Origin of the sequence: Paenibacillus sp. PvP094 (assembly GCF_040546835.1) — a bacterium.
GTDB lineage: Bacteria > Bacillota > Bacilli > Paenibacillales > Paenibacillaceae > Paenibacillus > Paenibacillus illinoisensis.
In genome coordinates this window covers 38,326-64,317 of record NZ_JBEPOM010000001.1, presented here as the reverse complement: position 1 = coordinate 64,317, position 25,992 = coordinate 38,326, and the positions used below count along the sequence as shown (strand labels likewise).

General features: G+C 47.0%; 23 protein-coding genes. 17 read left to right on the top strand and 6 right to left on the bottom strand.

Going from position 1 to position 25,992, the window contains the following annotated elements; genetic code table 11:
• Window positions 1-278 precede the first annotated feature (278 nt).
• From ABIC22_RS00355 to ABIC22_RS00340, 4 genes are all read left to right on the top strand, one after another.
• The gene (locus ABIC22_RS00355; protein WP_095288253.1) at window positions 279-2,174 is read left to right on the top strand and encodes a PrkA family serine protein kinase; all 1,896 of its coding nucleotides are present in this window, start codon (window positions 279-281) and stop codon (window positions 2,172-2,174) included.
• A 245-nt stretch (window positions 2,175-2,419) separates the two neighbouring features.
• Window positions 2,420-3,424 carry a protoglobin domain-containing protein gene (locus ABIC22_RS00350; protein WP_354477065.1) on the top strand — a complete coding sequence of 335 codons (1,005 nt, stop codon included), beginning with the start codon at window positions 2,420-2,422 and terminating at the stop codon, window positions 3,422-3,424.
• 130 nt (window positions 3,425-3,554) lie between these two features.
• Window positions 3,555-4,559 carry a LacI family DNA-binding transcriptional regulator gene (locus ABIC22_RS00345; RefSeq protein WP_095359062.1) on the top strand — a complete coding sequence of 335 codons (1,005 nt, stop codon included), beginning with the start codon at window positions 3,555-3,557 and terminating at the stop codon, window positions 4,557-4,559.
• Between the two features lie 356 nt (window positions 4,560-4,915).
• The gene (locus ABIC22_RS00340) at window positions 4,916-7,396 is read left to right on the top strand and encodes an EAL domain-containing protein (RefSeq protein ID WP_354477061.1); all 2,481 of its coding nucleotides are present in this window, start codon (window positions 4,916-4,918) and stop codon (window positions 7,394-7,396) included.
• Window positions 7,397-7,487: 91 nt separating this feature from the next.
• Here the strand turns inward: ABIC22_RS00340 and ABIC22_RS00335 are convergent, their stop codons facing one another.
• On the bottom strand, window positions 7,488-8,924 hold the full coding sequence (locus tag ABIC22_RS00335; RefSeq protein WP_154895923.1) for a SpoVR family protein: 1,437 nt from the start codon (window positions 8,922-8,924) through the stop codon (window positions 7,488-7,490).
• Window positions 8,921-10,087, bottom strand: coding sequence for a sporulation protein YhbH (yhbH, locus tag ABIC22_RS00330; RefSeq protein WP_095288248.1), 1,167 nt, complete (start codon window positions 10,085-10,087; stop codon window positions 8,921-8,923). The genes ABIC22_RS00335 and yhbH overlap by 4 nt, the downstream gene beginning before the upstream one ends.
• A gap of 260 nt (window positions 10,088-10,347) precedes the next feature.
• Here yhbH and ABIC22_RS00325 point away from each other — a divergent pair, with 260 nt between their 5' ends.
• The 9 genes from ABIC22_RS00325 to ABIC22_RS00285 all read left to right on the top strand — a co-directional run bounded on the left by ABIC22_RS00325 (window position 10,348) and on the right by ABIC22_RS00285 (window position 20,337).
• Window positions 10,348-11,679 (top strand): MFS transporter, encoded by a 1,332-nt coding sequence (locus ABIC22_RS00325; protein ID WP_354477057.1) that lies wholly within the window; start codon window positions 10,348-10,350, stop codon window positions 11,677-11,679.
• A 378-nt stretch (window positions 11,680-12,057) separates the two neighbouring features.
• Window positions 12,058-13,329 (top strand): sulfotransferase family protein, encoded by a 1,272-nt coding sequence (locus ABIC22_RS00320; RefSeq protein WP_483312519.1) that lies wholly within the window; start codon window positions 12,058-12,060, stop codon window positions 13,327-13,329.
• The gene (locus ABIC22_RS00315; protein WP_354477051.1) at window positions 13,326-15,263 is read left to right on the top strand and encodes an asparagine synthase-related protein; all 1,938 of its coding nucleotides are present in this window, start codon (window positions 13,326-13,328) and stop codon (window positions 15,261-15,263) included. The genes ABIC22_RS00320 and ABIC22_RS00315 overlap by 4 nt, the downstream gene beginning before the upstream one ends.
• A gap of 55 nt (window positions 15,264-15,318) precedes the next feature.
• On the top strand, window positions 15,319-15,450 hold the full coding sequence (locus tag ABIC22_RS00310) for a paeninodin family lasso peptide (RefSeq protein ID WP_110821067.1): 132 nt from the start codon (window positions 15,319-15,321) through the stop codon (window positions 15,448-15,450).
• Window positions 15,451-15,587: 137 nt separating this feature from the next.
• Window positions 15,588-16,532 (top strand): HPr kinase/phosphorylase, encoded by a 945-nt coding sequence (locus tag ABIC22_RS00305; RefSeq protein WP_127536563.1) that lies wholly within the window; start codon window positions 15,588-15,590, stop codon window positions 16,530-16,532.
• On the top strand, window positions 16,529-16,828 hold the full coding sequence (locus tag ABIC22_RS00300; RefSeq protein ID WP_354477046.1) for a lasso peptide biosynthesis PqqD family chaperone: 300 nt from the start codon (window positions 16,529-16,531) through the stop codon (window positions 16,826-16,828). The genes ABIC22_RS00305 and ABIC22_RS00300 overlap by 4 nt, the downstream gene beginning before the upstream one ends.
• A gap of 4 nt (window positions 16,829-16,832) precedes the next feature.
• Entirely contained in the window at window positions 16,833-17,315 is a 483-nt protein-coding gene (locus ABIC22_RS00295; RefSeq protein ID WP_354477044.1) for a lasso peptide biosynthesis B2 protein, read from the top strand.
• Window positions 17,305-18,495, top strand: a complete 1,191-nt coding sequence (locus ABIC22_RS00290) for a nucleotidyltransferase domain-containing protein (RefSeq protein WP_354477041.1) — start codon at window positions 17,305-17,307, stop codon at window positions 18,493-18,495. Before ABIC22_RS00295 ends, ABIC22_RS00290 begins: the two co-directional genes overlap by 11 nt.
• Window positions 18,496-18,498: 3 nt before the next feature.
• On the top strand, window positions 18,499-20,337 hold the full coding sequence (locus tag ABIC22_RS00285; protein WP_354477039.1) for an ABC transporter ATP-binding protein: 1,839 nt from the start codon (window positions 18,499-18,501) through the stop codon (window positions 20,335-20,337).
• 104 nt (window positions 20,338-20,441) lie between these two features.
• Here ABIC22_RS00285 and cysC read toward each other — a convergent pair whose 3' ends face one another.
• Window positions 20,442-21,077 carry an adenylyl-sulfate kinase gene (cysC, locus tag ABIC22_RS00280; protein WP_354477036.1) on the bottom strand — a complete coding sequence of 212 codons (636 nt, stop codon included), beginning with the start codon at window positions 21,075-21,077 and terminating at the stop codon, window positions 20,442-20,444.
• Window positions 21,078-21,225: 148 nt separating this feature from the next.
• On the opposite strand from cysC, the gene ABIC22_RS00275 reads away from it, so the two are divergent.
• Together ABIC22_RS00275 and pdaA are read left to right on the top strand one after the other, a co-directional pair.
• Window positions 21,226-21,624 carry a hypothetical protein gene (locus tag ABIC22_RS00275; protein ID WP_127536557.1) on the top strand — a complete coding sequence of 133 codons (399 nt, stop codon included), beginning with the start codon at window positions 21,226-21,228 and terminating at the stop codon, window positions 21,622-21,624.
• Between the two features lie 119 nt (window positions 21,625-21,743).
• Complete coding sequence (gene pdaA, locus ABIC22_RS00270) at window positions 21,744-22,526, top strand: delta-lactam-biosynthetic de-N-acetylase (protein WP_354477032.1); 783 nt, start codon at window positions 21,744-21,746, stop codon at window positions 22,524-22,526.
• A gap of 104 nt (window positions 22,527-22,630) precedes the next feature.
• Here the strand turns inward: pdaA and ABIC22_RS00265 are convergent, their stop codons facing one another.
• Both ABIC22_RS00265 and ABIC22_RS00260 read right to left on the bottom strand, forming a co-directional pair.
• The gene (locus ABIC22_RS00265; RefSeq protein ID WP_354477029.1) at window positions 22,631-23,479 is read right to left on the bottom strand and encodes a DegV family protein; all 849 of its coding nucleotides are present in this window, start codon (window positions 23,477-23,479) and stop codon (window positions 22,631-22,633) included.
• A 53-nt stretch (window positions 23,480-23,532) separates the two neighbouring features.
• Complete coding sequence (locus ABIC22_RS00260) at window positions 23,533-23,967, bottom strand: hypothetical protein (RefSeq protein WP_354477026.1); 435 nt, start codon at window positions 23,965-23,967, stop codon at window positions 23,533-23,535.
• Between the two features lie 282 nt (window positions 23,968-24,249).
• On the opposite strand from ABIC22_RS00260, the gene ABIC22_RS00255 reads away from it, so the two are divergent.
• Entirely contained in the window at window positions 24,250-24,636 is a 387-nt protein-coding gene (locus tag ABIC22_RS00255) for a DUF423 domain-containing protein (protein WP_354477024.1), read from the top strand.
• 138 nt (window positions 24,637-24,774) lie between these two features.
• On the opposite strand, the gene ABIC22_RS00250 is transcribed toward ABIC22_RS00255, so the two are convergent.
• Entirely contained in the window at window positions 24,775-25,350 is a 576-nt protein-coding gene (locus ABIC22_RS00250; protein ID WP_154895934.1) for a hypothetical protein, read from the bottom strand.
• 336 nt (window positions 25,351-25,686) lie between these two features.
• Between ABIC22_RS00250 and ABIC22_RS00245 the strand changes: the two genes are divergently transcribed.
• Window positions 25,687-25,989 (top strand): YunC family protein, encoded by a 303-nt coding sequence (locus ABIC22_RS00245; RefSeq protein WP_095359044.1) that lies wholly within the window; start codon window positions 25,687-25,689, stop codon window positions 25,987-25,989.
• Window positions 25,990-25,992 lie beyond the last annotated feature (3 nt).

Genomic DNA, 25,992 nt, shown 5'->3' with positions numbered 1-25,992 from the left:
AACCGTGCTTTTTTTTCTGAGGGCACAAGATGTCTGATAGAACAGGGAAAAGCTGAAATTCTGAATCGTGAATTGAAAAAAAGAGGTCAACTTATCCGATTTGCCGCATAGGTATGTAATACACTTTTCACAACAATACAAGACGTTTGGACAGAGGGTGGCGGGACTAATCCGGACCGCAGATTGGTATTCAAGCAGGAGCTGCAATTCTATTGATTTCTTCATACCATTCGGAATGGTTGACAATCACACTAAAGGAGCCATGGGAGGTACCAAGCATGAATATTTTTGAACGCGTTGCGGAATATCGGGCAGAGAGTGACCGTTTGTCTTGGAATGGAACATTTGAAGATTATATTGCTCTGCTGAGAGAGGACCCGACTCCGGCAATGACGGCTCACGCACGAGTGTATCAGATGATTGAATCATTTGGCGTGGAAGAAGTCGGGGGGCATAAGCGGTATAAGTTTTTTGAACAGGAGATTTTTGGACTGGATCGCTCCATTGAGAAGCTGGTCGAGGAATATTTCCATTCGGCAGCACGCCGTCTGGATGTACGGAAACGGATCTTGCTCCTTATGGGTCCGGTAAGTGGAGGGAAGTCGACGCTCGTCACTTTGCTGAAGCGCGGTCTTGAACAGTTCTCGCGGACGGAAAAGGGTGCCGTATACGCCATCGAGGGATGCCCGATGCATGAGGAACCCCTGCACTTAATCCCTCTGGAGCTTCGTCCCGAAGTGGAAAAAGAGATTGGTGTCCGTATTGAGGGCAACCTGTGCCCATCCTGCCAGATGAGACTTCGTACCGAATATGGCGGGGATATCAGCCGGGTCAAGGTAGAACGGGTTATCATCTCCGAGGACAACCGAATAGGGATCGGAACATTCAGTCCGTCCGATCCGAAGTCCCAGGATATCGCAGATCTCACGGGCAGCATCGACTTCTCGACCATTACCGAGTTTGGTTCCGAATCCGACCCGCGTGCGTATCGTTTTGACGGGGAATTAAACAAGGCGAATCGTGGATTGATGGAGTTCCAGGAGATGCTGAAATGTGATGAAAAGTTTCTGTGGAACCTCTTATCGCTAACGCAGGAGGGCAATTTCAAAGCAGGCCGGTTTGCCTTAATCAGTGCCGATGAGATGATCGTTGCTCATACCAATGAGTCTGAGTACAAATCGTTTATTTCGAATAAAAAGAATGAAGCCCTGCAATCCCGGATGATTGTGATGCCTATTCCATATAATCTGAAGGTCTCCGAAGAAGAGAAGATTTATGGAAAGCTCATTCAGCAAAGTGACATGAAACATGTTCATATTGCGCCGCATGCGCTGCGGACCGCAGCCATTTTCTCCATACTTACCCGCCTGAAGGAAACGAAAAAACAAGGTATGGATCTCGTCAAAAAGATGCGGATGTATGATGGTGAGGAAGTTGAGGGTTACAAGGAAGCCGATCTGCGTGAAATGCAAAATGAATATCTGGATGAAGGCATGTCCGGCATCGATCCACGTTATGTCATCAACCGGATATCCAGTGCTTTGATTAAGCAAAACCTTCAGTGCATTAACGCGCTGGATATTTTGCGGGCAATCAAGGACGGTCTGGATCAGCATGCTTCCATTACCAAAGAAGAACGCGAGCGTTACCTGAACTTTATTGCCCTGGCGCGTAAAGAATATGATGAACTGGCCAAAAAGGAAGTGCAAAAAGCATTTGTGTATTCGTTTGAAGAGTCTGCCAAAACGCTGTTCGAAAATTACCTCGATAACATCGAGGCCTTCTGCAACTGGTCCAAAATCCGTGATCCGTTAACCGATGAGGAGATGGATCCGGATGAGCGTTTAATGCGTTCGATTGAGGAGCAGATCGGCATATCCGAAAATGCGAAAAAAGCATTCCGGGAAGAGATTCTAATCCGAATTTCAGCATACTCCCGCAAAGAGCGCAAGTTTGAATACAGCAGCCACGACCGACTGCGGGAAGCGATTGAGAAGAAGCTGTTCGCAGACCTGAAAGACATCGTCAAGATTACAACTTCAACCAAAACACCGGATGCTACACAATTGAAACGGATGAACGAGGTTATCAAACGCCTAATCGAAGAACATGGATATACGGCAGCCAGCGCAAATGAACTGCTGCGTTATGTGGGCAGTCTGCTGAATCGCTAACAGGTTCAAAACCATTCCGGATCAGGCTCCTGATGCCTGCTGTGAGGCTCCTTCACGGCAGGTGAAGGAGTCTTTTTGCATGAACAATCGATGAAACTCGCGGAAAAACTGACACAAGAAGTCAAATTCATGACAAATTAGTTCTAATGGTATATGTAAATTTAGGCCATTTAGTCTATAATCGGTACAGTAATTTTACAAATTGGTGTTTTTTAGTAGTTATTAAGGAGTTGACGGAACTAGTTATGAGTATTACTGCAGCAAGACAAAAGCAACTCGATTATATTGGACTCACCAGAGCGGATCTGCAATTGCTTGCCGACCACAGGCCAGTATTCCAAAAGGTTGTACATGACGTGGTGGATCACTTCTATAATCATGTCGGAGGGTATCCTGAACTCGCAGAGATGATTACACGGTTTTCTTCCATTGAACGGTTGAAAGAAACGCAGCAAATGTACTGGCTGTCCATGACGGACGGCATAGTGGACGAGGCTTATATTGAACAGCGTATTGCGATTGGATTGGTACATTCACGCATTGGATTATCTGAAGATTATTACCTGGGGACATATATGGTTTATCTTGATATTGCCACAAGCATATTTCAGCAAGTCATCCCTGATTCCTGGCATCGTGTGATTCAGGCGCTGAGCAAAATGTTTAATCTCGACGCCCAGCTGGTCCTTGAAGCTTATGAGAAGAAGGAAAAGGAAAAGCTGCACCAGCTTGCTGCAGAACAGGAGCATACTCTGACGGCTGTTACGCAGATTACCCAGCAACTGACGGGAATGATCTGTGAATTGAACGAGAATGCCCAGGCTATTTCGGACGTCGCGAGAGAAACCGCTGCCTCGCAGGATCAAGCCCATGAATTGCTGGAGGCATTAACAGATGAGATCCATCAGATTGGCAAGATGGGAGAACTCATTCGTGAAATTTCGGAGCAAAGTCATCTGGTTGGCCTGAATGCCGCCATCGAAGCTGCACATGCAGGCGAATTCGGGCGGGGGTTCGAGGTTGTTGCAAGTGAAGTCCGGAAGCTTGCCGCAAGTTCCCGTGAGGCACAGGGAAAAATTCAGACGAATCTCGAACAGATTATGAGGAAGCTTGGAAGTGTACAACAAGAGTCGCAGCACACATCTCAAGGAGCGAGACGCCAAGCTTCACGTTCGGAGGAACTTGCGGTATTTGCAACCACGATGGAGAAACTCGCACTAGATCTGAGAAAACTGGACAGGCAAATATAGGCTGTTAGTATCCCAGGATCCTGCGATACCGTTTCTGGCTGTTTTAAGCTATAATGGGTAGACAAACCTGCCGAATGTCATAGTAAATGCAGCCGGAGACAGGGGATTTGAAAGAGGTTGAGGTGATCAGGTGGCTTCTATCCATGATGTGGCCAAAGAAGCGGGCGTATCTGTTGCAACCGTTTCCAAAGTGCTGAACGATTATCCCGATGTAAGTGACAAAACTCGCAAAAAAGTCAATATAGCTATTGAACTATTGAAATATCAACCGAATGTGGTGGCACGCGGACTTGTAAAACGCCGTTCATGGACGGTAGGGGTGCTGCTCACAGTTCCTTTTACCAATCCGTTTGTTTCGGAATTGCTGGAAGGGATTAAGACAGCACTGGAGAATAGCGGTTATGATCTTGTGCGTTTGTCCACACGGTTCGACGATCCGGGATACTCGTTTATCAAACATTGCCGCAGCCGGAATGTGGATGGCGTTGTTGTGTTCGGAGAAGGAAGAGACAACAAAAGTATTGAGGAATTGGTTCAAGCTGAGATTCCGACCATGTTTATTGATACAGACTTGTTTGGCAAACGGGCTGGATATATTACTACGGATAATTCCAATGCGATTGCAATGAGTGTTAAGCATCTGCATGAGTTGGGTCATCGCAAGATTGCCTATATCTCGGGTACACTCGGCCCCGCCGTAGCCAATCTTCGGTTGGAAGGCTACCGTGAAGGATTGCGCGAGTGCGGAATTCCGTATTCAACCGTGTATCTGGAGGTATGTGACTACTCCTTTGAAGAGGGAAGCAAGGCTGCACGGCGATTGCTGGCATTGAAAGATCAACCAACAGGAATCGTCTGCGCTTCAGACATGGCCGCATTCGGCGCGATTCATGAGATTGAGAAACACGGTCTAAGCGTGCCTGAAGACATTTCAGTCGTTGGCTTCGACAATACGTATTACGCTCAGGTATTTAAGCCGGGGTTAACCACGATTAATCAAAACATCTATTCGATCGGCATCAAGTCGATTGAGTATCTGATTGCGATGATTGAAAATCCGGATTATTCTCCGCCGGTTATTACGGAGCCGTCCAATCTGGTTGTCCGGCAGACCACTGCACCTGTCAAAGGGTAACGGTCCACGAAGTAAGCACAGCTGCTGGCTGTGCTTATTGGGTATGTAGAACGAATGCAGAATACATAGATGCCGTAAGGGATCTTCATGTCAAAATCGCTTCATTTTTTGAAGTTTAACAACATATATTCATGTTCCTTAATACTGGAAAAAAGTGTTGATTTTCGTCACTAGGACGTTTAGACTATATACATCACTATTAACGGGTTTCTGATGTATGGCTGCCGTGCTATGGAAGCTGGTGGTCACGAGTCAAAATGAAACGAAGGGAGTGCCTGTCACCCGGACAGTGCACTGCCTTCTTTTTTACATTATGCCTACATACAAGATACTTCCCGGTTGAAAGGAAAGACAGAGTGGAACACCTACATGGAACGTATAACTTGGAACTGGTTGTCTTATCTTACATTATTGCTGCTCTAGCATCATATGCTGCACTTGACCTTGCCGGCCGGGTAAGCTTGGCGAAAGGAATATCCAGAAGGGTATGGCTTGCCAGCGGTGCCATGTCCATGGGACTTGGCATCTGGTCCATGCATTTTGTGGGCATGCTGGCTTTTGTTCTTCCCATGCATGTCTCTTATTCCATGGACAAAGTTGTCCTGTCCGTCCTGCTCGCAGTCGCTGCTTCAGGGATTGCGTTACACATTGCAGGCCGGAAATCGGGCAATGTGCGCCAGATTGTTGCTGCCGGTCTCCTCATGACTGCGGGGATCACTAGTATGCACTATGTGGGTATGGCTGCCATGTCCGTTCCAATCAGTTACGAGGCAGACATGGTATTTGCTTCAGTACTAATCGCAGCAGGTGCCTCCTTTGCAGCACTATGGCTTATGTTTTATTTGAGCCAGCACCGGACACGGTTCACATGGGTTTACAAATTGGGCAGTGGGCTCATTATGGGGCTGGGAATCACAGGTATGCATTATACAGGGATGTCTGCTGCGCAGTTTCATCAGCATTCGCATGCCCAGATGGTAAATTCCATGATGCAGATTGAACCGGGGCTATTAGCATACCTGGTTGCTGCTGGTACGTTCCTTACCCTTGGACTGACGCTCTTTGGCATTTATATCAATCAACGAATGTCCATAAAAGATCAGCGGATTCGTGAAAATGAGCAGTGGTATCAAGCTCTGTATGAGAACCATTCAGACGCCATTATATCGGTAAACAATGAGGGAAGGGTTAAGGGCATAAATGCAGCGGTGACGCGAATTACAGGATATCCGGAGCGGCTGGTGATTAATCGCTCCCTGGATGAAATATCGAAGCATATTGAGATCCACTGGAGTTCAAACGAGCCTCAGAGCCCTGTCTTGACGAATGCAAGCCTTGAACAACGTTATTATACGGCGAGTATGAAAGGATTCCATGGGCAGCATCTGGATTTAAGCATTAGCGTAGTGCCTGTTTTGATTGAAGGAACCGATGTCGGCAGCCATATTCAGATCAAGGATATTACCGAGGAGAAACAGGCGCAGGAGATGATACGCCATCAGGCCACGCATGATCCACTAACCGGGCTGCCGAACAGACGTAAACTGGATGAGGTGCTTGCTGAAACGATTGCAGCTTCCGATATATCCAATCATGCATTTGCCGTGATGGTGATGGATATTGACCGTTTCAAAATGATCAATGATTCGCTAGGCCATTCCATTGGAGATGTTTTTCTGCGGGAGGTCAGCGACCGAATTCTTAAGGCAATCCGTGCATCCGATCCTAAAGGCATGGATAACGTGATGCTGGCCCGAATGGGTGGTGACGAATTCACACTGGTCGTCATGAATGAACAGGGGAAAGAGGAGCGTGTGGCCAGCCTGGCGGAACAAATTGTTGAAGCTATCCAATTGCCGTACCGGTTAAAAGAGAATGATTTTTATGTTACAGCCAGTATCGGTGTTGCCATGTACCCGGAGCATGGAACGGAAGTCGATACCCTGTTGAAGCATGCGGACACCGCCATGTATGAAGTCAAGAAAAATGGCAAAAACGGATTTCAGTTCTATACCACACAGCTGGATTCCGAGTTGTATGAACGTATTGAGCTGGAGGGTTATCTGCGCAAAGCACTCGAACGCAATGAACTGCTCCTGTATTACCAGCCACAGATTCGCACGTCTGATAGCCGGATGATCGGTGTGGAGGCCCTGATTCGCTGGAAGCATCCCCACAAGGGAATATTGGCACCGAATGTGTTTATTCCTATTGCTGAGGAAACGGGGATCATCTATGACATTGGAAACTGGACGCTGCGGGAAGCCTGCAGACAGATGAAACAATGGCATGGCAGCGGCGGTCCGTTAATTCCGGTGTCGGTAAACCTGTCCAGTCAGCAATTTCATCAGTCCAATCTCGTCGAGCAGGTTCAGCATGCCCTGGAGGAAACAGGCCTGGAAGCCCGTTACCTGGAACTTGAAATTACGGAAAGCATGATGATGGATGCTTCAGTCTCAACAGGCATTCTGAATGAACTTACTTCACTCGGAGTCAAGATTAGCTTGGATGATTTCGGTACAGGGTACAGCTCACTGAGTTACCTGAAGCATTTTCCGATTCATAAGCTAAAGATCGACCGTTCGTTTGTTACAGACATCACCGAGAATCAGAGTGACCAGGCGATTGTGGCGACGATTATCACCATGGCGCAGAATCTGAAGATGGACGTGATTGCTGAAGGCATTGAGACCAAAGGACAACTGGATATCCTGATGCAGAACGACTGCCGGGAAATTCAGGGATACTACTTCAGCCGTCCACTGCCAGCAAGTGAAGTGGAACATGATTTCTTTGTTCCGCTCCGCCTGTCGGGAAATCCCATCATTCTTGGATAAGTAAGTTTGTTCAGACATGCCAAGCGGCAAGTCCCCGTCATCTGCCAGGGACTTGCCGCTTTTTTTTGATACGCTTTTATATAGAAGAAACTTACATAAATTTCCGGTGATGCTTCTTGCCGTCATAGGTAAACCAGATGGGTTTATCCTCAACCCGGGTTTCCAGATGAACCGTTCGCCCCCAGAGCCGGTACAGATAAGGGAGGGTGCGCTCCATATACTTCAGGTCCAGCTCAATACCTTCATACTGGTGCTTCAGCACAAGTTCACCTGTCCGCAGGTAATCGGCATCCTGAACGACCAGATACGGAGAGCCTCCGTTAATACGGGAGAATACAAGTTGATCACGTATGTTTTCCCAGGACTTGTCGGTAATTTTCCAGTCCGGGCCTTTTTTCTCGAATACATAGAGATCCAGATCTTCAGTCAGCTGCTTCGTCATGTAATTTCGGATGAAAGAGGTGTCGGAATCGAATTCGCGAACCTCAAACATTTTGGCGCGGCCCTGACCCGGTTTGCGGCCCCAACGCTCCTGTTCTTCCTTGGACGGATGATCCCAGCGGCGTTCAATATCTTCAAATATTTTCAGCCCCAAATAGTAGGGATTCAGACTCTGCTTGGATGGCTGCACGACGGAAGAGTTCAATTTGGCAAATTCGATCGTGTCTTCACTACTCAGGTCCAGCTCGCGTATAATGCGTTGATGCCAGTAGGAGGCCCAGCCTTCATTCATGATCTTGGTTTCCATCTGAGGCCAGAAGTACAGCATCTCTTCACGCATCATGCTCATGATATCCCGCTGCCAATCCGTCAGCACTTCCGAGAACTCCTGAATAAACCACATGATGTCCTTTTCCGGTTCGGGCGGGAAGTGATGAACCTGAATTCCTTCGGATGGAGCTTCCTCTTTCTGCATATCGTCAAGCGACCATAAGTCGTCATATCGTCCTTCTGGACGTGGTGCCTTTTCACCACGCTGCTCCCGCATTTTCATCTCCATATAACGTTGTTTGTCCAAATGACGGGGTTTAATGAGTTGAGGGTCTACATGTTCCTGAATGGCGATCACGGCATCAATGAATGACTCAACAGCTTCGGTTCCGTACTCCATTTCGTAGTTGCTGATCCGGTCCGCCGTGGCGGCCATGCTTTCGACCATATTGCGGTTCGATTTGGAGAAACGGGCATTGTTTTTGAAGAAGTCACAGTGCGCAAGCACGTGGGCCACGATCAATTTGTTCTGAATCAGGGAATTGCCATCCAGCAGGAAGGCATAGCAAGGGTTGGAGTTAATGACGAGTTCATAAATTTTACTGAGGCCAAAATCATACTGCATCTTCATCTTGTGAAAGGTTTTCCCAAAGCTCCAGTGACTGAACCTTGTTGGCATCCCGTAGGCTCCGAAGGTATAGATGATGTCTGACGGGCAGATCTCATAACGCATCGGATAATAATCCAGGCCGAATCCATCGGCAATCTCCATAATCTCGGCAATGGCGTATTCAAGGTCGCGGATTTCATCTGTCATCTTACGCTGCCTCCTTCCCGTTTCTGGAAAAAGCTGCGCAAAGCTTTGTACACTTCGCCTTTTTCTTTGATCACATAGTACATAAACTGATCCATCTTAATATGTCGGTAAGCTGACATTAATGTACTGCTGCGGTTATATTGATTGACCTCTCCATATCCAAACATGTTGCTGCGCTTCATTAGCTCACCAATCAGTTTCACGCAGCGTTCATTATCCGAGGTGAGGTTATCCCCATCCGAGAAATGAAACGGATAGATATTGTAACTGGAAGGAGGGTAACGCCGATCAATGATATCAAGAGCCTTCATATATACAGAGGAGCAGATCGTTCCTCCGCTCTCGCCGCGTGTGAAAAATTCCTCTTCCGTCACTTCTTTGGCTTCCGTATGGTGAGCCAGGAACACAATTTCAACCTTCTCGTATTGGCGGCGCAGAAAACGGGTCATCCAGAAGAAGAAGCTGCGAGCGCAGTACTTTTCAAAAGAACCCATAGACCCAGAAGTATCCATCATGGCGATAATGACGGCGTTGGACTGCGGAATAATTTTGTCTTCCCATGTCTTGTAACGCAAATCATCCGGACTGATATGATGAATACCGGGATTCCCGGTTGTGGCGTTGCGCCGGAGATTTTCAAGAATGGTTCGTTTCTTGTCAATGTTGGACTGCATACCTTTTTTGCGGATATCATTGAAAACCACGGTATGTGTTTCAATCTGATCCTTGTCTTTCTGCTTCAGATCCGGAAGCTCAAGTTCAGAGAACAGCATATCTTCCAGTTCTTCAATACTGACTTCGGCTTCTACGATATCATGACCAGGCTGATCTCCGGCTTTTTCGCCTTTGCCCGGTTTTTGTGAGGCAGGATCACGACCGATGACATCTCCGACCTGACTGTCACCGTCGCCTTGACCGACATGTTTTTGCTTTTGGTAGTTATACACAAAACGGTACTCATCCAGACTGCGGATCGGTACCTTGATGATTTGTTGTCCATCGGACATGATAATGTTTTCTTCCGTAATCAGATCAGGCAGATTTTGCTTAATGACATCCTTAACCTTTTGCTGATGGCGCTGCTGGTCCTGGTACCCTTTGCGGTGAAGCGACCAATCTTCCCGGGATACGACGAACGAGTAAGGCTGGTGTGAATTTGACATGTAGGCACCCCCCATTAATTACGCGGCACAGTTTGGCCTGTCGGTAATTAAGTATATTCACCGGCGGGGACGATATGTGATGCGAGAGGAGATAAAATGATACAATTTACGCGAGTGCAATTTCGATCACGGCTCAAAATGCCTGATGCAGCTCGAACTTTTTACAGAAACGATGAACCAGTATGACAAACTTCCTTTAAAATAGGGACAGGCATTGAATTGGCATTCTCTCAGGAATGCATGAAAAGGAAGGATTCTACTTGGATAAACGGGCCGTTAAAGCTTGGATTATGTACGACTGGGCCAATTCTGCATACGCGACCACAGTACTGGCCGCTGTTCTTCCGGTCTTCTACGCTTCGGTAGCTGCGGCAACACTGGATGAAGGCACAGCAGCATCTTATCTGGCCTATACGCACTCGATCGGGATGTTATGTGTGGCCTTGCTAACCCCGCTGCTGGGAGCGTTGTCGGATCTGTCTGGCCGTAAAGGGGATTTTCTGCGCGTATTTGCTATCACAGGAATGATCGCAACACTGGGCTTCAGCACGGTTGGGGAAGGGGACTGGCTGCTGGCTTCAGCCTTGCTTGTCATCTCGACCATTGGATTTGCCGGCAGTAATACCTTCTATGATGCGATGCTGCCGGATCTCGTGCCTGCGGACCGCAGGGATATGATCTCATCCAAAGGGTATGCATATGGTTACATTGGCGGTGGATTACTGCTGGCAGTCAACATGCTCATGATCCAGCAGCCTGGTTGGTTCGGGATGGGAAGTACACTGGCAGGTACCAGACTTGCCTTTATCTCCGTAGCGCTCTGGTGGCTGTTATTCTCCATCCCGCTGTTCCGTCATGCTCCCCGTCGTCCTGCGGCACCGGATATGCCTGAATCGTGGAAGGGATACGCAGAGGTAGGCATACGCAGATTGCGCCAAACCTTTCGCCAGATGCTTCGTTTTCCCCAGCTGATCCGAATGCTGGTGGCTTTTTGGTTTTTTAATGACGGCATCAATACGATCATTCTAATGGCGACAATCTATGGGACAAGTATTGGCATCGGGACAGCCGATCTGATGCTTGCGTTGCTGCTCACCCAATTTATCGGTTTCCCATGCACCTTGCTGCTTGGCGCATGGGCACAGCGCTGGGGAGCGAAGCAGATATTGATGTTGAGTCTGTCCATCTACGTGTGTATTGTCATCCTCGGATATTTCATGACAGAAGCCATCCATTTCTACTTGCTTGCCGGGCTCGTTGGCGTAGTGCAAGGTGTCAGTCAATCGACTGCCCGTTCATTGTTTAGCAACCTGATGCCTTCAGGCAGAACAGGGGAGTATTTTGGCTTTGTTAACATCACCGGCAAATTTTCATCCATTTTCGGCCCGTTTGTTTTTGGCTGGGTGGGCCAGATTACGGGTTCAAGCAGGTGGGGTATTCTTTCCCTGCTCTTTTTCTTCCTTGCAGGTATGGCCGTTCTAATGACAGTTAAAGTGAAGCAAGGCATGAACGACGCACTTGAGGCAGATCGGGAAGCCAGCCGTATTTTGGAATCCATTGCCCCTTCTCCTGGAGTGAACGCTAAGGCATAGTGGATCAATAAAACACAACCTTTTTTTTCGAAAAGAAATAATAAAAAATAGCTGCTCCGGAACTGTTTATCAGAAACAGATTCGGAGTTTTTTCATGTTTGTGCACAGTCATATTTCGTAGGTACAGTGGAATAAGTATGGAGTGCTGAGTTGCCGGTGGAGGGAAAAGAGTGAACGGAAAAGGAAATTATGAAAAAGTGAAAATAAAAGATTGACATGATACATTTTGTATCATAGAGTAAAACTATGAATACACAACGTATCTGAAAGATGTCGAAACATCATAGAATTGGATTTGTACTTCTTCTGTTTCTTCAGAAAAAAGGATGAGAATTCGATGACCAACTGCATGCTCATTATATTCGGACAGAGGAGGGGATGCCGGTGGTAGATGTTCAAGGTAACGGACTTGTCTTATTACTCTGTGTCCCTCGTAGTGGAAGCTCACTATCCAACGTCATGCTGCAGAACCACAGCCGCATATTTGCAACCCAGGAAATGTGGTTTCTGATGAATTTGGTGGATCTGTCGAAAGCGGATGCTCGTCCTTACGGAGGAAGCCCCATTATCCGTCAATTTTATAGTTCCATGGTCTCAGATGATGTATATGAAAAGGCATGCAGGAGCTTTGCTCTTGAAATATATAACGGATTTCTGCAGGGGAATGCAGCAGATTTCGTTGTCGATAAATCTCCGCGTTATTACTATATGCTCGAATGGCTGGATCGACTTTTTCCAGAGTCCAAGCGTATCCACCTTCAGCGCAATCCACTCTCCATCGCTGCCTCCTACAAGAAAGTTAATCGTAACCAAGGAGAAGGGTTTGATCTGGTCAGCAGTCTAAAAAGCCCACATCTGAATATGAAAGCCGTTGATCTTACGCTCGGCTTGCTTCGCTTAAATGATTATTTTGCAGTAAAGCATGCAAATGCACATGAGCTTCGTTATGAACAGCTGGTCTCCAAGCCTAAAGAAGAAGTCGAAAAGTTGTGTGAGTTTCTCGGCGTTGGATATGAAGAGGGCATGGAGCAATATGGTCTTCATGTAAACAGTTCGAAATCCAACATGTTCTACAGTATGGGGGTCGGAGATCCGTTCTTGTCCACGCATCAAGAAGCACACAAAAATTCTGTTAACAACTGGAAAAGTATACTAAGCACAACTGAAGTCGAAACATATTGCCGTGTTCTGGGGGCAGACGTGTTCCATCGTATGGGTTACTCTGAACAGCTGCAAGAGGCGGAACAATGGACAGGAGTCCGTTATGAAGCAGCCCCGGATCAGGAAGTCATTGAACGACTTGGCCATCAGTTTACGGAAGCAACGGGTTGCAGATGGCAACCACATTACAGCATACAGGGATCCCCATCCATAAGTACGACGAGAGATGAGATGCACGGAGCAGCCCACCGTTCGGAGTCCGATACAGATCCAACCTTAGCTGCGCTTGCCACAATCAGACAATTGGAAGCAGCACTTCGTGCAGCAGATAACCGCTTGGAGCGAGGATACAGTGAGCAGGAACGATTGAAGAGGCAGCTGGCTTCTGCTCATAGCAAGCTTCAGCGAATTAAATCCTGGATTCCATTTGGTAACCAAATCAGTGCGTGGGCATCCCAGCGCAAGTTACTTCGGGGAGGAAAGTCATGAGTGCCATAGCGGGAATTGTTCATACCGATGGTCAGGAAGCGTTTTGGGAAGATAGCTGGCGCCTGTACGCGAGCTTGGGACATATTCCGGCAGATACAACCGGCGTTTGGAAAGGGAATCAGGCATTCCTGAGTTGTCATGCTCAGTGGATCACACCGGAGTCAGTCCATGAGAAGCTGCCTTTGGTTGATGAGGTCAGTGGTCTCACGATAACCGCGGATGCTATTTTGGATAACCGGGAGCAGCTCGCTGATCAGTTATTCATCTCCAGAAGCCAGTTGTCCGTCCTCTCGGACAGTGAACTGATCTTGCGAGCCTATCAGCAATGGGGTGAACAGGCAGCCAGCAAGCTGATTGGGGACTTTGCTTTTGCAATCTGGGATGACCGGAAGCGGACATTGTTTGCAGCGAGGGATATCACCGGCATGAGGACGTTGTATTATCGGCATGACGGCAAACGTTTCTCATTTTGCACACTTATTGGCCCTTTGCTTGATCTGGAAGGAGTCACCAAGGATTTGAATGAGACCTGGTTATCCGAATTTCTGGCCATCCCGGAAATGCATGGCTCGGCAGATATTCACATGACGGCTTATAGTGGAGTGAACCAGTTACCGCCTGCTCATACACTGGTCTTCCGAGCAGCCACTCTCCAAGTGGAACTGAAGCAGTATCATCGCTGGGACGAAGTAGAGCCGCTGCTTCTCAAATCCGATGGGGAATACGTTGAAGCATTCCGTGATGTATTCACTCAGGCAGTCAGTGCCCGCTTACGAACCCATCGGCAGGTAGCGGCTGCATTGAGCGGTGGACTGGATTCCGGTGCTGTTGTCGGCTTTGCTTCCGGCTCCCTGCGCAGTCAGGGGAAGAGGCTGAATGCGTACAGTTACGTGCCTGTGTCTGATTTTACGGATTATACTTCCAAAACGCTGCTCGCTGATGAACGACCTTTCATTCGCTCCACAGTGGATCATATCGGGAATATATCGGAGAACTATCTTGATTTCGAGGGCAGAAGTCCTTTTAGTGAGATCGATACCTGGCTGGACATGATGGAAATGCCTTATAAGTATTTCGAAAATTCATTCTGGATCCGAGGATTTTACGAAAAGGCAAGCCAGCAGGATGCAGGTGTTCTCCTTACAGGAGCCAGGGGGAATTTCACCATTTCCTGGGGGCCTGCACTGGACTATTACGCCAGTCTGATGAAACGCGGCCGCTGGATCCGCATGCTGCAGGAGATGAGGCAATACTCCCAGCGAACAGGCATGAAATTTTCCAGAATTGCTCGTATTACCGCACAAAAAGCCTACCCGGAACGTTTCCATACTGCCTCGAAGGGTGCTGCCAATGTCGCGACGAGCCAACTTATACATCCGGAATTTGCGAGCAGAACCGGGGTGCTGGAGAGACTTGGATCACTGGTTATGCTTCAGGGAGGCGCTAGAGCCGATGCGCTGAAAGTAAGAGCCGAGAAATTCAACAATTTGGCCATAGCTAACAAGAATGGAGCAGTCGCCACCAAATGTTCCTTGCGTTATCGGGCATGGGAGCGCGACCCCACCAGTGATGCCCGCGTCATACAGTTTTGCCTGTCGGTGCCCATCGAACAGTATGTCAGCAAGGGAACAGATCGCTCCCTGATCCGACGTGCAACTTCACCTGAACTGCCTGATAAGGTAAGGCTTAATCAACGTGTTCGCGGCATACAGCCCGCGGATTGGCTGCACCGGATGATCCCTGATTGGGGTGCCTTTACCGCAGAAGTGCAGACACTTTGTTCTGATAGTCGTGTAGCCGGCATATTAAACACCGACCGGATACAATTGGCGCTTAAAAACATTCCACAACCACGGCCTGAACTTGCATCACACCCGGATATGCGTTTGATGATGCACAGCCTGATCGTCTACCGCTTTATCCGCAAATTTTGAACGTTAGATTTACATACTAGGCAGCATTGTAGACTCTTGAAAGGAGGTGACAACAATGGAAAAGAAAGAATGGCAAGCACCTGCACTGGAAGTGTTGGAAGTAAACCAAACTATGGCTGGAACTGGATTCAGACAAATCGACTGGATCTCCGATCACGATGCTGATCTCTACGATCCAACTTCCTAAGTTATTAAGTTTTACGAAGAGCTATCATACTTAAAGGGCGGAAAGACAACATCATCTTTTCGCCTCCGCCCTTATATTTGATTCCTATGAATATAAGGGCTTTTTTACATTCAGCATTGCTAAGGAGGAGTCATTCATTGTTGCCTGTGCAGTATGAAGCATATGGATTGCGTTGGCTAAGCCAATTTCAAATGCCAGAACTCCAGATCGTGCAGAACAGTAGTCAGGATGCTGGTGATATTGACGTACATATCCAGTCTGCCGATTTAACCGCGCTTTGGGAAGCGTGGAATGTGGGGAATGAAAATTTCGTATCTCGTGACGGCAGCCTTTTTTTTCGAATTGAAGATACAGGCATCTTCCTGATTGAGCAAGGACGCAGAATTATCGTTAACCCTAAACAGGACGCTGATGAAAAAAAAGTCCGATTGTTTATTCTCGGTACTTGCATGGCTGTCATCATGATGCAGCGGGGCATCCTGCCACTACACGGAAGTGCTGTGGTTATTGATGGCTGGGCTTATGCATTTGTGGGGCATTCAGGTGCTGGGAAATCCACTTTATCGGCAGCTCTCGCTTCACGCGGGTATCCTCTTCTGACCGATGACGTCGTTGCGTTAACCTGGGATGCCGGAGGAAGAGCTATTGTATCTCCAGGGTATCCACAGCAGAAGCTGTGGCAGCCCAGCCTGGATGGGTTTGGCATGAAAGAAGAGAATTATGCCACCGTGCATGCCGAGATAACCAAGTATGCAATACCGGTTCAGCATTATTTTCATGAGAGAGCTGTCCCGCTTGCCGGCATTTTCGAGCTGAATCCCAAACCGGATGACGTAAGGAAGCCGATTCAATTGACGCAGGTTCACGGATTGGAAAGACTTCATCTGCTGTGTACACATACCTTCCGAAGTACTCTTGTCGCAAGACAAGGCCTTGCACAGTGGCTGTTCGAGACCGTTTCCAGATTATCAGCGAGCATAGAAATTTGTAGATTGACGAGGTCAGGTTCTGATTTTACTGCATTTGAGATGGTTGAACGGATCACAGATCATGTACGCAAAGGGGTGCACACAGAACAATGAAAAGTACAAAACAATTCGATTGGAAAGATCGTGTGAAGCAGAAGGAAGGCAATCTTGTCAGTGATATGGGCGGAGAAAAGGTCATGATGAGTATCCAGAGTGGAAAATACTACAATCTGGGCAGTACCGGCGGTCGTATCTGGGAACTGCTGTCTCAGGAACGTTCAATCGCCGACTTGGTTGATATTCTGGCATCCGAATACGAGATTGATGCAGATACATGTCATGCGCAAGTCATTCCGTTTCTTGAGCACATGTCCCGTGAGGGATTAATCGACGTTGTTCACGAGGATTAAGACGATGCTACGCAAAATCAAAGCTTATCGTTCATTGCCCCGTGAAGTCAGGCTTATGGTATGGGAGGCTTACATTTATTTGGGGTGGGCACGAGTCCTCAAAGCAAGACCTTTTGCCAAAATCGCCCCTGGGCTCGGCACAGCACAATATGAAACCTCGATGAACGGATTGAATCGAAATCAGATTATAGCGATAAGACATGTTTCCAAGGCCATTTTGCTGGCGAGCAAGTACACATTATGGGAAAGCCGCTGTCTAGTCATGGCGATCGCTGCAATGAAGATGCTGGAACGCCGCAAAATAGAGAGTACGCTGTACATGGGAACTGCGCGCAATAAGCAAGGACAAATGATGGCTCATGCCTGGCTGCGAAGTGGGAAAATTATCGTAACCGGAGCAGATACTATGGACCAATATACGGTTGTCGGTGTATTTGGCAAGCGTTGTCCGGAGAAGGGAACTGGAGAAATTGTCTATGAATCCTGAATTTGATGACTATACAAAAGGGTTTCCGCAGGAGCTCAAGCTCATTTTGACAATTATGAAAGATGAGCTGCACGGACTTGCTCCGGAAGCAGTCAAAGCTATAACCGAAGGAATGGACTGGAAGCTTTTTTTACGACTTGTCTACCATCACAGATTGTACTCGGTCCTATATATGAAACTCAAAACATTAGAATCTCCCTTCATTCCTGCGTCTGTTGTAGAGAGTTTAAGACAGGAATATACGGCGAATACGTTTCGCATGCTGCATCTGACCGCGGAGATGGAACAGGTCTGCGGAGCTTTTAATGAACAGGGAATTCGGAGTATTACGTTAAAAGGACCAGCGCTCGCCCACGATCTCTACGGAGATGTATCCTTAAGAACATCCAAGGATTTGGACATTCTCATTCCTTTTGATGATGTGGAGTCTGCCGAACAGATTCTGGAAACACTCGGTTATGTATCCAAGGAAGGCAAACGGCGCCCAACCGTGCAGAGCTGGAAGTGGCGGGAGCATCATATCTGTTACAAGCATCCTCTCAAGAAAACTCAAGTGGAGATCCACTGGCGGCTTAATCCGGATTCCGGAAAAGAAACGGATTTTGAGTTGCTGTGGCAGCGCAGTCGGTTCAGTACGTATACGCAAACCCCGATCCGCATGCTGGAAAGAGAAGACTTATGGGCATATCTGGTAACTCACGGTGCCCGACATGGATGGTTTAGACTGCGCTGGCTCATGGACATCGATCAGATGATTCGCAGCATGCCTGTAGATGTAAACCTGTTAACCAGACGCCTGAAAGCTGAAGGGCGGCTCGTTATTGGTGCCCAAGCGCTTCGCCTTGTATCCGTGCTGATGAACACACCACTGGGTACTGATTATCGCAGCTTAATGTCCTCTCAAGAACGCGCAGGAGAACGGCTCGCTAAGCATGGTGTGTTATTTATGAATGATATGCTGGACACGCCGGCGAATTTACGTAGTTACCGATCCTATCTGTTTGCACTGAGAAGTACCAGACAGAAGTTGTTTTTCTTCATTGAACGATTATATCCAAGTACCTGGGATGTGGAACAAATGCCGCTTCCGCGCTCTTTGCACTTTCTGTATTTTCCGTTACGTCCTTTCCTCTGGTTCTGGCGGCGAATGAAAAGGAACGCGATGACGGAAAGGGGTTAACGAATGATTTCAGAACTTCGATTTTATATGCGCAAGCTTCGTGATGTAACAGGACCTATTCTCTATTGGAACTTATTAGGCATGATCTGCATTAGTTTAATGGAGGGAATTGGCATTTACATGCTAGTCCCGATGTTAAGTTTGATCGGTATATTTGAGATGGGTACAACCGGTTTACAGTTATCCTGGCTGTCCGAATGGATAGGTCATCTTTCCGACAACAGTCAACTAGTATTGATATTGAGTATTTTCGTGGTTATCCTCTCCGGACAGGCCTGGCTCCAACGTATGCAGACGATTCGAAATACCCGAATTCAACAGCAGTTTATAAGAACTTTGCGACAGGAAACGTACCGGGCCATTATTATGGCCAAATGGTCTTTTTTTCTCCAAAAACGAAAATCCGATTTTAACCATATATTAACGACAGAACTTGCACGAGTCAGTCAAGGCACGAATCTGATCCTGCAAATGGCTGCGTCCTTGATTTTTACAGCTATTCAGATTGGGCTCGCTTTTTGGCTATCTGCGAAGTTAACTGCGATTGTACTCGTCTTTGGACTTCTGTTGTTCTTCGTGCTCAAGAAGTTCGTGCAGCGGGCCAAGCAGATCGGTGATCAGACATCCGAGCTATCCCAGCACTATTACAATGGTATTACAGAGCATTTTAACGGTATCAAGGATATCAAGAGCAACATGCTTGAGGAGTCGCATATCGGATGGTTTGAAAAAATATGCAAACGCATCGAGCGAAATGTCATTCAATTCAGCCAGTTGAACAGTGGAACACAGCTCATTCACCGCGTATCCTCGGCTGTTATTATTGCCGCCTTCATCTACCTGTCACTGCGTGTTCTTGCTGTACCTCCAGCAAGTTTACTGCTGATCATTCTCATTTTCTCCCGGCTGTGGCCCAGGTTTACATCCATTCAGTCCAATCTGGAATATATTAGCTCAATGCTGCCCGCCTTTCAGCTCGTCAGAAAGCTGCAGGCTGAAACCAATTTAAGTCGTGAAATTAGTCGTTCTACCACAGGTGCAGGAGCTTCAAACCGGACTACCGAAAAAGACATTCATCCGATTCAGCCGCTTGAACTGATGCGATCCATCGAATGTATAAATGTCAATTACCGCTATGAGGGCAGTTCATCTTATTCGCTCGAACATGTTAGTGCATCCATTCCTGCGAAAGGGATGACAGCCATTGTGGGTAAATCAGGTGCTGGAAAGAGTACCTTGATTGATCTTATTATGGGGCTTGTCCGTCCAGAAAGTGGGCAAATCCTCATCGATGGTGTTCCACTGTCTGAGGAGCAGTTATTGGCGTGGAGAAGTTCAATTGGATATGTGTCCCAGGATCCATTTCTGTTCCATACAAGCATTCGTGAGAACCTGCGACTGGTGGACCCTGACGCCAGTGAGGAACAGATGTGGCAAGCCTTGCAGTTTTCCTCCTCATCAGCATTTGTCCGCAAACTTCCTCACGGGTTGGATACGATGATTGGAGATCGTGGGATTCGTTTATCCGGAGGGGAACGCCAGCGTCTGGTACTGGCAAGAGCGATGCTGCGTAATCCGTCTGTACTCATTTTGGATGAAGCTACAAGTGCGCTGGATAGTGAGAATGAGCAGCACATTCATGAGGCGCTTGAACGACTCAAAGGACATGTTACCATTATTGTAATAGCCCATCGGTTGTCCACGATTCGCACCGCGGATCGGGTGATTGTACTGGAGGAAGGCCGAGTAATCCAGCAGGGAGGGTACCAACAATTATCCACTGACCCGGTAGGAACCTTCAGCAAGTTGTTGAATATGCAGGCCGGTGTTGTAGGCCAGTAACAGATGGATAAAATCATATTCACGCACATTCAAAAAAGGCACAGGATCGTCACTGTGCCTTTTTTCTATAATGGGTCCATAACCTGAATCCATACGTATTCGGATTAAATCTGACTGGTAGTAGGAGCGAGGGGAAGCTGAAGTGCACCTGTCAATTCGAGGTACTGCACAATCTTTTGGACGGCTTCGTCCAAAGGCAGTTGTTCCGTATCAATAATCAGTGAAGGATCCTCTGGAACATCATAAGGTGCCGAGATTCCGGTGAAATGGGGAATATCCCCGCTGCGTGCTTTTTTGTACAACCCTTTCGGATCGCGCCTTTCACATTCTTCGATGGAACACTGCACATAAATTTCAATAAAATCTTCAGGCTCAAATAATTGTCTGACCATTTCCCGATCCTGTGCATGAGGAGAAATAAAGGCTGAAAGAACGAGTAACCCGGCATCCACCATCAATTTGGCCACTTCACCAATGCGGCGTAAATTCTCTTGTCGATCTTCCGATGAAAAACCAAGATCGCGATTGAGCCCATGACGCACATTGTCTCCATCAAGTACATAACAACGAACGCCTCGGCCATGCAGATGCTGTTCCAAGGCAAATGCAAGTGAGGATTTACCAGCACCGGATAATCCGGTAAACCACAACGCACGGCTGCGATGGCCGTTATGTAATTCCCGTGCATGCCTGCTTAAACTCGATTGCTGCCAAGTAATATTGCGCTCTTCCTTCGACATGGAAATCCGCCTCTCCAACTCATGATTTGTAATATATTTTAACATATTTACAAGAATATAGCACGATCTATAATGATCTGAGGTTTAGCGTGAACTTCATCATTTTCGGGTATAGAAGTAGTACACCCATAGCAGGAGGAAGAGCAATATGAACGAAAAAATACAGAACATACAGGTTAGCTTTCAATGTGCGGACTGTGAGCATGACATCCTTGTGAGTTTTGCTGCACAACAGATAAGTACCGTACGATGCTCGGGGTGTAATAGGGCTTACACCTTAATGAAACCAACGATTGGGGAAGAGATCTTGCTCGATTGGGAGCAAGAGGCGCTATATCATAAGATGCGCGCAGATCGTTCAGAGATGGATTACGACAGCATGTCTGCACTTATTATTAAGGTGATCGAACTGCTGACCTGGCGTGACCGTGGTGACGGGCAAACGAAGGCGATCGAAACGGTCAGGGAATGGTTGTCCTCCAGCGGCAAGCCGCAAACATTAATTGAATTGCTGCATCAACCCGAGCAAAGCAACAAACGATTCTAATGCGGTCATGGCAAGTGTCATTGAAGAGGTACATACATTCGCTGTTCCGGTGGCATATTACCTGAAGGGCTCGTGATAGGAAGCGACAACCCATTATTCAGGAACAGGAGCGGTTGAAAATGAAGCGACTGGTTTTATATATGCTGTTGACTGCCGTATCGGCGTTCAGCATTTTTCCGGTGCACACCGAAGCATCGCCCGTTACCGGAGCATATCACTTTGGCTTCAAGAAAAGCCAAAACGGGCAGCTGCCCTCTATTGACCAGGAAGGTTTTAAGTCGATCCTGGAAAATAATGAAGCGATCTTTTTGGGGGATACCAAACAAAAAGAATTGTATCTCACGTTTGATAACGGATATGAGAATGGGTTTACACCTGCCATTCTGGATGTGCTGCGTGATAAGAAAGTTCCTGCCGCATTTTTCGTCACTGGTCATTATCTGAAGGATCAGCCGGAACTGGTAAAGCGCATGGCAGCTGAGGGACATATTGTTGGCAACCATTCCTGGAGCCATCCGGATATGACCCGGGTATCCAACGAAAAGCTGAAAACAGAGCTTGAACAGGTGAAAGCGGAAGTGAATCGTTTAACCGGCCAGCAAGCCACTTTTTTGCGTCCGCCTCGTGGTATTTTCAATAACCGTACGCTTGCGGAGAGCCATGCTCAGGGGTACATCAATGTATTCTGGTCACTGGCTTACAAGGACTGGGATGTCAATGTACAGCGCGGAGCTGACTATGCACGTCAACAGGTGCTCAAACAATTACATCCTGGCGCTGTTATTCTCCTGCATTCAGTCTCCAAAGATAACACAGAGGCACTGGGCTCAATCATAGATGAAGCACGGAAACAAGGATATGCGTTCAAGAGCTTGAATGACTTGAAAACAAAAAATTATTAGTATATGAGTAATATAAAAGGGCATCCTTGGCTGTGTGCAGCCAGGATGCCCTTTATTGCGCTTGGTTATCGTCGTTTAACCAACGTTCAACGTGTATTGCTTTTTTACAAAACCTTGTTATAGATGATACCTATTGTTTTGGGTCCGCAATGGCTGCAGATTACACATCCTGCTGTAGTTAATTCAACCCGTCCACCCGTTTGTTCCTGCAGGGATTTCTGCAGCTCAAGTGCATCCTCTTCAGCCATGGTATGTACAACTATGATGAGGTCTGTGTCGATCTGATGCTTTTCGCTGAGTGTATTTTGCAGCATTTGATCCAGCGCCTTTTCCCTTTTTCCACGGACTTTGTAGGCTGGTGACATCTTGCCATCTGTTACGCGAATGACCGGGCGAATCTTGAGCAGGCTTCCGATCAGGTTTTGCATGCCTGAACAGCGTCCACCCTTGTGCAGATATTCCAAAGTATCAATCACAAATTCGGTCCGTACATTGGGCTTCACTGCTTCAACCAAATGAGTGATTTCTTTCAGACTCTGACCTTTCTGCGCAGCATGCACTGCCTTCATGACAAGTAGTCCAATGCCGGAGGAAAGATTAAGTGAGTCCACAACAGAGATACGGCCTTCGGGAAACTCTGAACTTGCCAGCAGTGCGTTTTGATAAGTGGATGATAGCTCAGAAGACAAACTGATATACAGGATGTCGTCTCCTTGTTCTATGTATGGTTGAAAAGCCTTCATGAAATCAGCAGGGGATGGAGCAGCCGTTTTGGGCAGTCGTCCGTCTTTGCTTACGCGCTCATACAGCTGTTCAGGTGTGATTTCAATACCATCCTTCAGCGATTCATCACCGAATACAACGTACAACGGAATAATCCCAATATCGTGAGTCTTAATCCAGTCTGGATTAAGATCACTCGTGCTATCTGCAAAAATTTTGATTCTTGACATGTCGATCTCCTTTGGATACGAGAATTTGGCTAAATGGTTGTGGTCTGGTTGTTTTACGTCATATAAATGCCTGCCAGAATGAGTCCTGCAAATGTAAGGATCATGATACCGTTAAGGATTGTACCGATAATGGGAAATACCTTTTTACGCTTTTTAAGCACAAGGCCGATGACTCCGAGAATAAGACCGGCCAGATTTAGAACAAGGCAAACCAGGATAAACAGGGATGCCATCAATACAGCTGGATGTAAAGCAATTTCCTCAACCTGCACAGGTTGTGTTATCGTCCCAAGAGCACTGCTGAGTGCAATGGTGGCGAGGAAGAAGGTCAAAATAAAACCCAAGAGTGCTACCAGTCCAATGACAAAACTTGCGATACCCGGACCTGAATGTTTCGTTCTGTTCAGTACGGGATCTGTTGGATCTGCAGGATTGGTCGCAAACGGATCATTGCTGCCGGCTTGTTCATACGTATTTTGATGTTCCATTAATATCATATCCCTCCCTACTCGTTATTGATTGTTATTAACCTCATTTAAGCATGGTGATTCTCCTGATGGTTACAGGAGTACAGACCCTTTTACTTTTCCACAACTACCGATAAAAATCAAGGTTTCTCTTTCCTTTATGCCGTACCAGACCAACCTTTCGATCCACATCTCAACGCCATATGTATGGAAGCTCATAACATCCTACTGAACTGGTAAACAGCTCAGAGATTCGCTAAAATAAGCATTAGTGTGACATGACATAAGGGGAGAGAAGTGAAAATGCAACGAGTATGGATGACAGTTGGAGCCATAATGACAATGCTGTCTGTAGCGATTGGCGCGTTCGGTGCCCATATGCTTAAGGAAAAAATCGGTGCAGATGCGATTGCCGTATATGAAACCGGAGTGCAGTATCACATGATTCATGCCCTGGCCCTGTTGATTGTTGGGTTAACAGCCGGTCAACTTGGGGGGTCCTCCAAGCTAAAATGGGCAGCGCGTCTATTGTTTATCGGTATTATTGTGTTCTCCGGCAGCTTGTATGTACTTAGTATTACGGGCATCAAAGTTTTAGGTGCCATTACACCTATTGGTGGAGTTGCTTTTATTGCTGGATGGCTGTTATTTGCCTTAGATGTGTGGCAACGAGGGAAAGAGCGCTCCTAATTAGGGTGTGACTACCCAACTGGTCAATTGTCAGCGAGAAGTAGGAACCAGCTTACATGAGAATGGAAAAAGCAGCTTACGAGGAATAATGTGAAATTTCCACGTAAGCTGCTTTTTTGGTTTGCGTTCGTAATGGATCTACAAAAACTCGTCAATTTCATTCGTTCGGAATGAGTAGACCTGTTTTTCATCTACATGGTAGACACTTACAATGCTGTTATCCCGATCAAAATTCAAAATGCGGCATGGAATACTCTGATGTTTGCCGTTCTTGTTGTTGACCACAATTCGGGTAAGCCGGTTTTCCTTAATGAGGGTATCAATCCATTCATCAAAGGAATTTCCCTGAGAAGAACTGGCTGACTCTGGTGCAGCTAAATTCTGAGAAGAAACCGTTTCCTTTTGGTCTTGTGGTTTTGCCGAGTTTGATGAATTTGTTGATTGATTCGATGGAGCTGTTTTCAGTCCGCTCAATTGAGATTTTTTCCGTTCGTGGTGAAGGGAGGTGATCGAATCTTTCCTGGACTGGATCGTTGCTTCAATAATCTTGCCAAGCTCTAAGCCTGATTGAATGCGAAAGTCCGCAATTTGTTCCTCTTTGTTCATGAGCTCCAACAGGGACTGTAGCGCCAAGGCATTCGAGCGGCTTTTGATAAGAATGTCGACATTAAATAAAAAGCCAACTTCTTCTCCGTTGGATAAGGTTTCCTTCATTCATCCCAGCCCCGTTTGTAGATATGTCAGTCGATAAATACGCTTCAATTCACTATATCATTAATGTGGCAATAATCATAGTACTAGAGGCGCAGAAAATAACGAGTAATACTGCGAATCTGATACAGTTTTCATATGGCCAGATACATATTTTGCATCTATTTAATTTTATGGGATGTCGTGAGAAGTTTAGTATGAATCTTAAAGGCTCCTTTTTAAATTTAAAGTGACCTTTTTAAGCCTTTTAGTTTGTTTTCCGCAGGTGTCCACACCGAGACTGGGAATGGGGCATACAATTATCCTGACCTGCGGGAATAGGAGGTGGATCGTGAGATTATGGTGAGCATGGAGCCGATTGTAGTTGGAGAACATGTGCTGGTTGGGGTGGAAGTGAAGTTACCCAAAACGACGTTACTGACAATCAACACATCCAAAGGATATATCATGTGTGGAGCACTTGATGTCGGATTACTTAACGAAAAGCTTGGGGATCGCAAAATTATTGCAGCTCGAGCGGTTGGTGTGAGAACGCTGGATCAGCTGCTGCACGCGCCGATGGAGTCCGTTACAACGGAAGCTGAAGCGATGGGCATAACGGTTGGTATGACAGGTGTAGAGGCATTGCTGAAGATGATCTGATCC

Excerpts from the sequence above, each read along its gene's own strand:
- ABIC22_RS00355 (WP_095288253.1), top strand. The coding sequence starts at position 279 with ATGAATATTTTTGAACGCGTTGCGGAATATCGGGCAGAGAGTGACCGT.
- ABIC22_RS00350 (WP_354477065.1), top strand. The coding sequence starts at position 2,420 with ATGAGTATTACTGCAGCAAGACAAAAGCAACTCGATTATATTGGACTC.
- ABIC22_RS00335 (WP_154895923.1), bottom strand. The coding sequence starts at position 8,924 with ATGACAGATGAAATCCGCGACCTTGAATACGCCATTGCCGAGATTATG.
- yhbH (WP_095288248.1), bottom strand. The coding sequence starts at position 10,087 with ATGTCAAATTCACACCAGCCTTACTCGTTCGTCGTATCCCGGGAAGAT.
- ABIC22_RS00320 (WP_483312519.1), top strand. The coding sequence starts at position 12,058 with ATGCCGGTGGTAGATGTTCAAGGTAACGGACTTGTCTTATTACTCTGT.
- ABIC22_RS00315 (WP_354477051.1), top strand. The coding sequence starts at position 13,326 with ATGAGTGCCATAGCGGGAATTGTTCATACCGATGGTCAGGAAGCGTTT.
- ABIC22_RS00310 (WP_110821067.1), top strand. The coding sequence starts at position 15,319 with ATGGAAAAGAAAGAATGGCAAGCACCTGCACTGGAAGTGTTGGAAGTA.
- ABIC22_RS00300 (WP_354477046.1), top strand. The coding sequence starts at position 16,529 with ATGAAAAGTACAAAACAATTCGATTGGAAAGATCGTGTGAAGCAGAAG.
- ABIC22_RS00295 (WP_354477044.1), top strand. The coding sequence starts at position 16,833 with ATGCTACGCAAAATCAAAGCTTATCGTTCATTGCCCCGTGAAGTCAGG.
- ABIC22_RS00290 (WP_354477041.1), top strand. The coding sequence starts at position 17,305 with ATGAATCCTGAATTTGATGACTATACAAAAGGGTTTCCGCAGGAGCTC.
- ABIC22_RS00285 (WP_354477039.1), top strand. The coding sequence starts at position 18,499 with ATGATTTCAGAACTTCGATTTTATATGCGCAAGCTTCGTGATGTAACA.
- cysC (WP_354477036.1), bottom strand. The coding sequence starts at position 21,077 with ATGTCGAAGGAAGAGCGCAATATTACTTGGCAGCAATCGAGTTTAAGC.
- ABIC22_RS00275 (WP_127536557.1), top strand. The coding sequence starts at position 21,226 with ATGAACGAAAAAATACAGAACATACAGGTTAGCTTTCAATGTGCGGAC.
- pdaA (WP_354477032.1), top strand. The coding sequence starts at position 21,744 with ATGAAGCGACTGGTTTTATATATGCTGTTGACTGCCGTATCGGCGTTC.
- ABIC22_RS00265 (WP_354477029.1), bottom strand. The coding sequence starts at position 23,479 with ATGTCAAGAATCAAAATTTTTGCAGATAGCACGAGTGATCTTAATCCA.
- ABIC22_RS00260 (WP_354477026.1), bottom strand. The coding sequence starts at position 23,967 with ATGGAACATCAAAATACGTATGAACAAGCCGGCAGCAATGATCCGTTT.
- ABIC22_RS00255 (WP_354477024.1), top strand. The coding sequence starts at position 24,250 with ATGCAACGAGTATGGATGACAGTTGGAGCCATAATGACAATGCTGTCT.
- ABIC22_RS00250 (WP_154895934.1), bottom strand. The coding sequence starts at position 25,350 with ATGAAGGAAACCTTATCCAACGGAGAAGAAGTTGGCTTTTTATTTAAT.
- ABIC22_RS00245 (WP_095359044.1), top strand. The coding sequence starts at position 25,687 with ATGGTGAGCATGGAGCCGATTGTAGTTGGAGAACATGTGCTGGTTGGG.